The 9260-nt window shown below is 61.0% G+C and carries 13 protein-coding genes and 2 pseudogenes; 5 read left to right on the top strand and 10 right to left on the bottom strand.

The window, feature by feature from the left end; genetic code table 11:
* The 7 genes from NKI05_RS31585 to NKI05_RS32350 form a co-directional block, all read right to left on the bottom strand.
* The coding region (locus NKI05_RS31585) for a replication initiator protein A (protein WP_352794129.1) at positions 1 to 798 on the bottom strand (798 nt) is incomplete at its 3' end.
* 17 nt (positions 799 to 815) lie between these two features.
* Positions 816 to 1097, bottom strand: a complete 282-nt coding sequence (locus tag NKI05_RS31580; protein ID WP_023690466.1) for a helix-turn-helix transcriptional regulator — start codon at positions 1095 to 1097, stop codon at positions 816 to 818.
* Positions 1098 to 1237: 140 nt separating this feature from the next.
* Positions 1238 to 1783, bottom strand: coding sequence for a DUF2285 domain-containing protein (locus tag NKI05_RS31575; protein WP_023673528.1), 546 nt, complete (start codon positions 1781 to 1783; stop codon positions 1238 to 1240).
* Positions 1755 to 2003, bottom strand: coding sequence for a transcriptional regulator domain-containing protein (locus NKI05_RS31570; RefSeq protein WP_084013101.1), 249 nt, complete (start codon positions 2001 to 2003; stop codon positions 1755 to 1757). Before NKI05_RS31570 ends, NKI05_RS31575 begins: the two co-directional genes overlap by 29 nt.
* Before the next feature lie 134 nt (positions 2004 to 2137).
* Complete coding sequence (locus NKI05_RS31565) at positions 2138 to 2398, bottom strand: DNA -binding domain-containing protein (RefSeq protein ID WP_023673529.1); 261 nt, start codon at positions 2396 to 2398, stop codon at positions 2138 to 2140.
* 175 nt (positions 2399 to 2573) lie between these two features.
* Entirely contained in the window at positions 2574 to 2900 is a 327-nt protein-coding gene (locus NKI05_RS31560) for a DUF736 domain-containing protein (RefSeq protein WP_023673530.1), read from the bottom strand.
* A 613-nt stretch (positions 2901 to 3513) separates the two neighbouring features.
* Positions 3514 to 4251, bottom strand: a complete 738-nt coding sequence (locus NKI05_RS32350; RefSeq protein ID WP_023673531.1) for a hypothetical protein — start codon at positions 4249 to 4251, stop codon at positions 3514 to 3516.
* Between the two features lie 351 nt (positions 4252 to 4602).
* Between NKI05_RS32350 and NKI05_RS31550 the strand changes: the two genes are divergently transcribed.
* A complete protein-coding gene (locus NKI05_RS31550) occupies positions 4603 to 4881 on the top strand; it encodes a hypothetical protein (RefSeq protein WP_023694917.1) in 279 nt (92 codons plus the stop codon).
* 53 nt (positions 4882 to 4934) lie between these two features.
* On the opposite strand, the pseudogene NKI05_RS31545 reads toward NKI05_RS31550, so the two are convergent.
* Positions 4935 to 5154 (bottom strand): annotated as a pseudogene (locus tag NKI05_RS31545) (DUF768 domain-containing protein).
* A gap of 1436 nt (positions 5155 to 6590) precedes the next feature.
* Between NKI05_RS31545 and NKI05_RS31540 the strand changes: the two are divergent.
* The 3 genes from NKI05_RS31540 (at position 6591) to NKI05_RS31530 (ending at position 7392) form a co-directional block, all read left to right on the top strand.
* The gene (locus tag NKI05_RS31540) at positions 6591 to 6797 is read left to right on the top strand and encodes a CsbD family protein (RefSeq protein ID WP_023690464.1); all 207 of its coding nucleotides are present in this window, start codon (positions 6591 to 6593) and stop codon (positions 6795 to 6797) included.
* 70 nt (positions 6798 to 6867) lie between these two features.
* Positions 6868 to 7047 carry a hypothetical protein gene (locus NKI05_RS31535; protein WP_023697507.1) on the top strand — a complete coding sequence of 60 codons (180 nt, stop codon included), beginning with the start codon at positions 6868 to 6870 and terminating at the stop codon, positions 7045 to 7047.
* Between the two features lie 54 nt (positions 7048 to 7101).
* Positions 7102 to 7392 (top strand): helix-turn-helix domain-containing protein, encoded by a 291-nt coding sequence (locus tag NKI05_RS31530; RefSeq protein WP_031203328.1) that lies wholly within the window; start codon positions 7102 to 7104, stop codon positions 7390 to 7392.
* Between the two features lie 42 nt (positions 7393 to 7434).
* Here NKI05_RS31530 and NKI05_RS31525 read toward each other — a convergent pair whose 3' ends face one another.
* Complete coding sequence (locus NKI05_RS31525; protein WP_198025868.1) at positions 7435 to 7815, bottom strand: hypothetical protein; 381 nt, start codon at positions 7813 to 7815, stop codon at positions 7435 to 7437.
* 121 nt (positions 7816 to 7936) lie between these two features.
* Here NKI05_RS31525 and NKI05_RS31520 point away from each other — a divergent pair.
* A pseudogene (locus tag NKI05_RS31520) lies at positions 7937 to 8902 on the top strand (IS630 family transposase).
* 6 nt (positions 8903 to 8908) lie between these two features.
* On the opposite strand, the gene NKI05_RS31515 reads toward NKI05_RS31520, so the two are convergent.
* A partial coding sequence (locus NKI05_RS31515; protein ID WP_352794126.1) for an integrase core domain-containing protein occupies positions 8909 to 9260 on the bottom strand: 352 nt, incomplete at its 5' end.

The raw sequence follows: 9260 nt of genomic DNA, 5'->3' as shown, positions 1-9260 counted from the left end.
AACCCGGCCGCCAATCTCCACTTCCAGCGCAAGGGTGTAGCCGGGCAGCGGCTGGCGGCGGATGATGTCGCGCAGCTCGAAGGCAAAGCGCTTGTGGGGCGACAGGCTGCCGGATTTCTGGTGAAGGTGACGGAAGTCGAAGCGCCAGCCGTCGGGCTGGCGTCCGCCATGCTTGCGCACCAGCCGATAGAGCCAGCGCTCCAGCCCGCCAGTCAGGTCGAAATAAGCGCGGTCGATCGTCAGCACGAGCGCGTCATCGAGGACTGCCTGGTAGAACCAGTCGGGGACGATCAACTCGATCCCCGCGGGTTTGCCATGGCGATCGATGCGCTCCTGCCACTCATTGATCCATGAGAAGCGGTGACGCCGGCCTTCGGCGGGCTGACGAATCGTCGTCGAGACGGTGGTCGACTGCAGCCGGTCAAGCCCCGCCTTCAGGCGCTGATAGTCGCGCAGGCTCTTGCCGCGGCCGACGAAGGTGAGAATCTCATAGGGTGTGGCGGCCATCAGGCGCGAGGTGCGAAGGCCCGCGTCGCGCGCCTCGACGATCTGGCTTGCGGCCCAGATCAGGATGTCGGCGTCCCAGATGGTCGCCATGCCATGATCGGGCACGGCTTCGACCCGGATCGTGACGTTGCCGGCCGCAAAATCGATCGGGGTGATGCGATGCGTCTTGGAAAGGGAGAAGAACGGATAGGCCATGAGATCCTGCGCGTCTCGTGGGGCGAAGTCGCCAGGCAGCGCCCGGAACAGGTCGAGCTGCCCGCGCTCCGAAAGGGATTGGTTTCGAGCCACCATTGGAAATCCGCGCGCGGTCAGCGTGCGTATCGTCCGCCGTGCGTCGGCGGCGTCGGCGTGTGACGCTTGGCCGGCAGGACCGACCCCCGCGGATCGGATGTAGACGTGACAGCGCCGCGTTCGGCCCACGCCTGAAGATCGTCGACGGCATAGACGACACGGCCGCCGAGCTTGCGGTAGGAAGGACCAGTGCCATAGGTCCGGTGCTTTTCGAGCGTGCGGGCGGACAGGCTGAGGAAATCCGCGGCCTCCTTGGTGCGCAGGAAGCGCGGCGGCAAAACGGCGATATCGGGTCGCATGGGTCGAACCTCCGTGGGGTCTTGGGCAGCCGCTGGCGTTCAGCGGTGGGCGGAGACCACGGTGGCGGAGAGTAAGCTTCGTCAGGGATGGGGAAGTTGAGGGGGGCTAAAACTCCACCCCTTTTGCGCGGCCAGACCCGCTAGGATCGGCGGCGATGACGCAGGATTTGCAAATAGCCACCGCCGATCATGGCGGTGGCACCTTCGACCAGGCCGATCACCGCGTCGCGCAGTGCGGAAGTTTTCCAGGGATCGGCAGCGACGCGCTTAGACCCGTAAAGGGCGACGGCAATGTCGCGGTAGCTCGCGCCATTCGAATGGCCGTCAGCGGCCTGCATCATCAGACGAAAGCGGCGGCGCTGCTGCGGGGTCATCCGCGTGTCCGAAGGTTTGGGGCGCCCCTGCAACGAACGCCAGAAACGGGTGAGTGCTTCGATCCGTCCCAATGTTTCTGCGTCCAAGGGGATCAGCGCCGCCAGGTGACCGTGCGGGTCACTGCCGGGCAGAAGGAGAAGTTGGGTGACGACACCTGCACTATGGACAGTGTGGCGTCCTTCCGGGCTGTCGTGGACCACGCCCAGGCCGGTCAACGGCGCCGATCGCAAGGACGACAGGAATTCCGGCGCCGGCACGAGAGAAACCACAGCTGGATCGACGTCAGGCGACCACAGAACGTCTTGCGCCAAGGCGGACAAATCCGGCGTGGCCGGGAAATCGCAACCCCCACTGCCGCTGTGCCTCAGGGTGGAAGGGTGCTTTTTCGGATCTTGTGGTAAGGAGCGCTTGGTAGTGCCGTTGATAGGGTTGGTGACGCCGCAGACACTCCCAGGCGAGCCCTTCGATAGGTAATGTATCAAAATAATCATAGCTGGCATTGTCTCGCCAATGCGACGTATCCGGCCTCATCCAAGAGCTCCTCGCAAACAACGCGTAGACCCCGCCTCCAAACGATTCCGGGTTGTAGCGATTGGCGGAAGACCCTTGCCGGGCATCGGGTGATGCCACTTCGGCATCACCCGCGAACCACAGGCGCTGTGGTGCTAGTTGCCGGGTCGACGCAAGAGATGACGGTAGCCTGCACGCGCCATCCAGCGCGCTCGCGCCAGATGGCTGTCGTGGATGCGCCGGGCGCGTTGTGGCTCCTTCGTCAGATCAATGCCGAAGAGGATTTCGACCACCTCGCGCCAGTCCGCGCCGTCGTCGGCGGCGTCAAGCAGGCGCACATAGAGCTTGACGTGTTCCCGATCGTATTCGGTGAGTTCGTCACTGGTCGGCGCGGTTTCGTCAAACGGCTCGATCATCGCTTGCCTCGTCTTCACAGTGAAAGCCTGCATTTTATAGAAACAACAGCGCCGATGGAGGACGGTTGATAAGCATCAGGCGATGCGGTTTCGGCATCGCTCTCGGCTTGAGTGAACCGAACCGGACGTCCGCGGAAGAAGGCCCCGGCCTTCCGGCCGGGGCCTGCGCGGGTCCTTAGTCACCCCGCCGCGCGTTCGGGCGGGACCAGATGAGCGAGAAACCCTCCCCTTCCTCGTCGTCGAAGAGGTTGGCGTAGATCGGGGCGTTGAAGCTCGGATCGTCGAGCTTGAGACCCAGGTAATCGCGGCCTTCGTTGGAGGTCTTCGACCAGGCGGCGCCGATCTCGGCGCGGCCGACCAGCACCCGGTGGCTGGGAGCGTTCTCGCCGGTGGCGCGTGTGTCTGGGACGATGCGCACGTTCTTGGCTTGGACGCTGAGGGTGACGATGTCCCCGGTGAATTCGTTCGAGGCGGTCTTCTTGAAGGTGCCGATGGTAGCCATTGTAAGTCTCCGTTTTCTGTTCCCGAGCCCGCACCATGCGGCCTCGATGGCGATCGGGTGGCCGAAGGCGACCGACGACGCATCGCTTGCGACCGGAGCAACGCGGAGGACGGCGCAGGAACGACTTTCTTGTCTCGCGAGGAATGGCGGCGCTCGGGGTCCCCATGCGCTTGCGGCATGGGGTGGGAGCCGGCAGGGGAAGAAAGTCGAGATGCGCCGTTGCGGCCTAGGCGGTCGAGGCTTCAGCCGTCGTTCGGCCAGATCAGCCCATTGAAGAGGCCGTTTGGAGCGCTCTTGGGACAGATTGGGAACGGAGACGTTGGCGTGCAACGCGCCTCCGGCAGATCGCTACAGGCTTCACCGGCATCGCCCACGCATTCCAGGCACAGATTCCGCGCACCTGCAACGCCGCCGCCACCGCCTGCGCTGCCGTCCTGCCACCGACTGGTCGGTCTGCGATGGGCATCGACCAAAGAAAGTCCAAGTCCCAGACGGGGCCGCGCCGGCACGTGGCCGTTGCTCGATCCTGGCATGGAACCCGATTGCTCCAACCACCGATAATGAGGAGGCTAGGCCTTCGTCGGTCTGGTCCACCTGCGCCGCCCGCGGGGGTCTAGGCTCGAACCACGTCCCTGCCGGATTGGTCGGCTGACGTCATGCCCGCGACCCGCAGATATGCCGTGACGCCGACGGCGGTCGCGCCAATGACGGAGAAGACGACCTGCCAGGTTTCCGAAGGCATCATGTGCTTCGCGATGCCATGGGTGGCATGGTAGCCGGCAACCATCGCAGGCGCGACGAAGACAAGCGTGATCGCCAGCTTCGCCCACATGGAGCTGATAACGCCGAGGAGGATTTGGCCGACGCCGAGCGTCAACCCGGCTGCCAGGATGCCGACGAGGATCGCGCCAAGCCAGCCGGCGCCGGTGTTGAATGCCCACGTACCTGCGCTGACCCCTGCGAACAACGGAAGGGCGAAGATAGCAAGCGTGAAGAGCAACCAGCACAGGATGCCGATGGCCGCGATACAAACGAACATGCCGAGGATGATCATGGTGGTGTCTCCGAGAATAGCTCTGGCGATTGCGCCTTCCACCACCACCGCAACGCCGCGCAGAGCATAGCAACGAAAAGCACCGGCGAGATGCCAAAGCTCTGTTTCGCCAGCGGCAATGTTAGCCCCGTCCTGGGGCGAACGGTCGATTTCGCCGATGATGGCGGTGTCGTCGCCGTCATACTCGTTCGCCGGCACGACCGAGAGAGTGCCGTCGCCGGCACGAAAGATGACGATGGCGACCATGAGGGTGGCGGCGAGGCTGAAGGCGAAGGCATGCGCGTCGGCGAGGGACATCGATCCGGCTCCTGTTTGAAGCGGAGGACCCTCCCCCGCTGACAGGCGCCCGATGTGTTCGGCGGATGGCCGCAATCACCGCGAAGGCGAAGCCGGAGCGGCGGCACGCTTCGCGTAGTCCGACCCCTTGCGGGTTGATGGCGTCAGGCCGTCGGCTGGACCAAGGATCAGCGCAATGGATCGCGGGGGTGGGGTCATCTTCAAGTCAGGAGCAGCGGCGTCGTTAGCGCGACGCTTATGTTCCATGAGAGTCTGAGCAAGCCGCCGCGCGATGTGGCGGGCGTCGAGCGATAAACCGGACGGCCATGAACGCGCTGGGTCCCGTTGGAAGCCGCCACGCTGAAAATGAGGATGAAGCTGGGCGATGACGCTGTGCAGTTGCGGTGGCAGGCCCAATCCAGCTCTCTCGGCGTAACGAGCGGCCTTGCCGAGATCGTGCCCGATATGGCGGCGATTCCAGCGATCGTCGGTCGCTGTTCTGAGAAGATGCGACTTCAGGAGCAATTCAATGGCGATGGCGATGGCGTGAAGGGCCGCATTGCGCCTGCCCAGATCCGCCGCCCGGTCAGCGCCATCGAGGCACACTGCGGCATTGCGCAAGAAGGTGTCGGCCAGCGCGATGTCCGGTGAAGCTATCGGGAAAGGATAAGAGCGACGGCTTGAAGAATGCCGTGCCTCCCCTGCTAATTTATAGGGGGGGTAAGTTCCGAAGGCGCATCGACCAGCGTCCGATATAGGCTGTCAACTTCTTCGTCGATCTCTTCGCGCCTGATCCCGAGCGCCTTAGCGTCGGCGTACAATTTGTGTGTGTACTCACTTATCGAAACCGTGTCGGCCTTCGCCGTTTCGGGGAGATTGTTGCCGATCCCAGCGATCGAGGAAATTGATACCGCGTGTACTCATGGAGCCTTAAGCTCCATTAAGCGCTTAGGTTCCGGCTGTTCGGTGGCGAGGTCATAGACTAGGCTGTTCGCAGCCGCCGAAGTAGCTTTTGACCTTCAATCAGGCCGCACGTCGGCCCAATCACTATGAATTGGCTTCGCACCAAAAATCCATGTGTGAGATGTAAGGCAAGAACCCCATCGGAGTCCGTGAGTTCGACCTGGAGGATGATACCACCCCCGAACAGGCGTCATCGATCATACAGAAAGATGACGCACGACAGTCGCCAGTGATCGGGACCGACGAGACCGCGAAACAGATAGTCGCTCTGCTTCAGCGCGTCTCTCGCTGATTTCGTCAAGTTGCTCGCTTCGGGGGAGCTTCCAATCCTAGACGAGAAGACTGATCGCCAGCGAAAGCGACGGCATCTGCTTCATATTCGAATGCTCGGGAATACGTTTCACCGTTCCTCCCTATGATGCGAACAACCCACTCGCCCAACGAATGGCGGATCTCTAAGAAGAGGGAAGACGAAGGCGGCGGCCGGTACGTGACGCTGTGCAATGCCCTCGGGAGGCCTGTCCCGCCAAAATCGGCACCATCGGAGGAATGAACTTCACGCATGCACTGACTCCCGAGACCGCGAGTCAATTAGCGCGTGCTTAATTAGTTCCAGAACGTTTTAACGAATCGTTGACCGCGCTGTCCCATTATAGGACGGCGCGGTCAAACCCCAACCTTGGCTGCGCAGGCGGCTTCGGCATTGAGTTCCACCCCGAACTGTCGGAGCCGCCACCCACATTTCACAATTTACCAGCAATCAACCGTTACTGCACGTGCTTTCAATGGCGCTTCCCTGATCGTTAGACTTTGACGGAACAAACAGGGGATTCACAGGTTCGGCGTTCGAGACTCGACCGATGGAAGCGATCTTCGATGACATCGCCAACGCCCTCAGAGCGCCCCGCCAAGACGTGTGGCGCCCTGTCCGGCGCCTTCGCCATCGATATGGTCGGCGAACTCAACTCCCCACGTACGCCGCGTCCTGGCTGCGTCAAGGAAGCTCTTGGAACAGATGGCCGAACGCGAAGACCCCCCGCCGCCAAGTTGAGGCGGCTTCTATGGAAATCCGCTCATCTGACGCCAGAGCAGCGCTGGCAGGTCCATCAACCGGCTACCCTCAGAAGCAGTGCGACACCGACTCCATAAGGGATGAACACAGCCGCCAACGCGACCCAGATGCCCGGATCGGCGAGCACGTGCATTTCCTTGCGAAGCTGTTCCAGACCAACGGCAAAAGGCCGGCTGTGTTCCCAAACCGGAAAAGGCCGGCGCACACATGCGGTCGACGGGCATTAGGTTCCATTGCTAGATCACAAGCAAGCGCGCTTACCTGCAGCGGAACCTGACAGCCATACGACCGTTATTCGAAAGGACAACGAAAGGAGATCGCCATCATGGACTGGAATCGCGTCGAAGGAAATTGGAAGCAATTCAAAGGTAAGGTCAAGGAGCAGTGGGGCAAGCTCACTGATGATGATCTCGACCGCATAGCCGGCAACCGCGATCAGCTCGAAGGTACGATCCAGGAACGCTACGGCATTGAGAAGGATCGCGTGCGGCGAGACGTCGACGACTGGTATGGTCGACAAGACTCGTATTAGGACGGTGCGCCGTTCGGATCGACCTTGTCGGCTTCCAGCCGCGTTGATCTCCACAATGGAGATTGTAGAAATGTCCATCCACAAAGAAGACTATCGAACGAACAAGGCTGACTACCTGATAGCGAAAAGGCCAGATCTGGTTGAGAAGACCAAGCCGAAAAAGAAGACGTTGCGGCGTGACGATCAGCGTTCCGCAAAGTTATTGGAAAACCCCGCCGCGTTACCCGAGAGGCCGGCATCACGCCGTTAGAAATCGCAGAAGGTCAAGAGGAACATTTAAGCGATATTGAATGTTCGACTGTTTATGGACAGCCGAACCGTACTCTCAGCAGATCAATCCAGAGCAGCACGAGCCCTACTGAACTGGTCGCGTGTGCGACTTGCCGCAAAGGCAGATCTTAGCGAAATGGCCATCAGCGATCTTGAGAACGGATTCAGGAAATCGCGTCCCCACAACATCGCGGCGATCCGCAAAGCGTTTGAAGACGCCGGAATCGTCTTCACCGTCGAAGGCACTCCATCGCTCGCCCGCTCAGAAGGTGGCAGCGGCCTCGCCACCGACAATAGACAGTGGCGCCGGCGGCAGAGAAAATAATAAGGGCGAAAAGCCTACTCAGGAGCGTCTTAGGCTCGGAACTCATACCGGAAGGCTCGCAATGCGGAGCGCTGATTTACGGCTTTGAAGATTGCCGATCTCGTCGACCAAGGTCAGGCCGCTCAATCTGCGATCGAACTCTATGGGCTTGAAGCGCCGACCGCCGTGGCGCACTGCGCTTTGGAGGCACATTTCGACGGCCGACCAAATGACTTCCGCTTTTGGTGCGATGTCTTTCACCAACTGAGAAGACCAAACTGACGGAACTTTTGCCGCGGAATCGTGTTCGTTCGAGCATGACCAGAATAGCAGCCCTTGGCCCACGCATCCCCGGCAAACCACATTCGCCGGCAGACGGACAAGACCGTTTCGACCTTTGGCCCGATATGCGGCCAGCAGGTTGACCGCCGCGACTTCCGTCAAGTGATGTGGCACGAGCAACCAGATCACGAGCCGCTTGAATGGACGCTTAGAGCAGTTCAGATTTTGACTGAATCTGCGGGATTCCCGTGAGAGTGGTTTTGTGATTCAAGATGCTGGCTGGATCGGAGGCCAGCATCAGATGACGGCTCCCCTTTCGAACGATCTACGTGAGCGTGTTGTTGGCGCGATCGAGGCTGGCGAGAGCTGCCGCTCGGTGGCGGCTCGTTTTGGCGTGGCGGTTTCGTCGGCGGTGAAGTGGTCGCAGCGCTATCGGGCGAATGGGTCTGTGGCACCGGGTAAGATGGGCGGCCACCGCAAGCGTGTTCTGGAGCCGCACCGGGCGTTCATCGTGGAACGGATCAACCAGACGTCGCATCTGTCGCTGCATGGCTGAAGGACGAACTTGCGGCGCGCGGTGTGAAGGTCTCGCACGACACGGTATGGCATTTCCTGCGGCGCGAAGGATTGCGGTTCAAAAAAAACGCTATTCGCCCTTGAGCAAGCTCGCGCCGATGTTGCCCGCCGACGACAACGCTGGCGTTCCTGGCAGGCGGGTCTCGATCCGGAACGGCTGGTGTTCATCGACGAAACCTGGATCAAGACCAACATGGCACCGCTGCGCGGCTGGGGACCATGCGGCAAACGCCTGCGCGGCTTTGCTCCGCACGGCCACTGGCGCACGCTGACCTTCCTCGGCGCCCTGCGGCTCGACCGTCTTGCTGCCCCTTGCGTCTTCGATGGACCGATCAACGGCGAGAGCTTCCGGGCCTATGTCGAGCAGCAGCTCGTGCCAGTGCTCCAGCCCGGCGACATCGTCGTCATGGATAATCTTGGCTCCCACAAGTCGGCCGCCATCCGGCAGATGATCCGCGCCGCAGGCGCCAGGCTTTGGTATCTGCCGCCATACTCGCCCGACCTCAACCCAATCGAGCAAGCCTTCGCCAAGATCAAACACTGGATGCGAGCCGCCCAGAAGCGAACCATCGACGACACCTGGCGACACATCGGCCACCTCGTATCAACCATCCAACCCAATGAATGCAGAAACTACTTCGCAAACGCTGGATACGCTTCTGTCAAAATCTGAAACGCTCTAGGTGTTTAGTCCCAAGGTTTGATGGGTTGGATCGAGCCTGAATCGTTCGGGCTCTTTTGTCCAGATTTTGCAGATGTATTCAAAGGGCGTGAGGCCCTTGAGGGTCTTCAGTCGACGGCCGAAATTATAGGCTAAGACGAAATCGGCGAGATGCTGGCGCAGTTGGTCATGGCTCTCGTAGTAGAAGCGTTTGACGGTCGCATCCTTGATCGTGCGGTTCATGCGTTCGACCTGGCCGTTGGCCCATGGGTGCCTTGGCTTTGTCGTTCGGTGGTCGATATCGGCCTTGGCGCAAGTATGTTCGAAGGCGTGCGCCCATATGATTTCTCCCGCCGCCATGGCTTCCTTG

Origin of the sequence: Mesorhizobium sp. M0771, from assembly GCF_040320155.1 — a bacterium.
Classification (GTDB): domain Bacteria; phylum Pseudomonadota; class Alphaproteobacteria; order Rhizobiales; family Rhizobiaceae; genus Mesorhizobium.
Note: the sequence above shows the minus strand (reverse complement) of the source record. Positions and strands in the feature narration are given on the sequence as shown.

Coding starts and splice junctions, on each gene's coding strand:
- NKI05_RS31580 (WP_023690466.1), bottom strand. CDS start 1,097: ATGCGACCCGATATCGCCGTTTTGCCGCCGCGCTTCCTGCGCACCAAG.
- NKI05_RS31570 (WP_084013101.1), bottom strand. CDS start 2,003: ATGAGGCCGGATACGTCGCATTGGCGAGACAATGCCAGCTATGATTAT.
- NKI05_RS31565 (WP_023673529.1), bottom strand. CDS start 2,398: ATGATCGAGCCGTTTGACGAAACCGCGCCGACCAGTGACGAACTCACC.
- NKI05_RS31560 (WP_023673530.1), bottom strand. CDS start 2,900: ATGGCTACCATCGGCACCTTCAAGAAGACCGCCTCGAACGAATTCACC.
- NKI05_RS32350 (WP_023673531.1), bottom strand. CDS start 4,251: ATGTCCCTCGCCGACGCGCATGCCTTCGCCTTCAGCCTCGCCGCCACC.
- NKI05_RS31550 (WP_023694917.1), top strand. CDS start 4,603: ATGAAGCTGGGCGATGACGCTGTGCAGTTGCGGTGGCAGGCCCAATCC.
- NKI05_RS31540 (WP_023690464.1), top strand. CDS start 6,591: ATGGACTGGAATCGCGTCGAAGGAAATTGGAAGCAATTCAAAGGTAAG.
- NKI05_RS31535 (WP_023697507.1), top strand. CDS start 6,868: ATGTCCATCCACAAAGAAGACTATCGAACGAACAAGGCTGACTACCTG.
- NKI05_RS31530 (WP_031203328.1), top strand. CDS start 7,102: ATGGACAGCCGAACCGTACTCTCAGCAGATCAATCCAGAGCAGCACGA.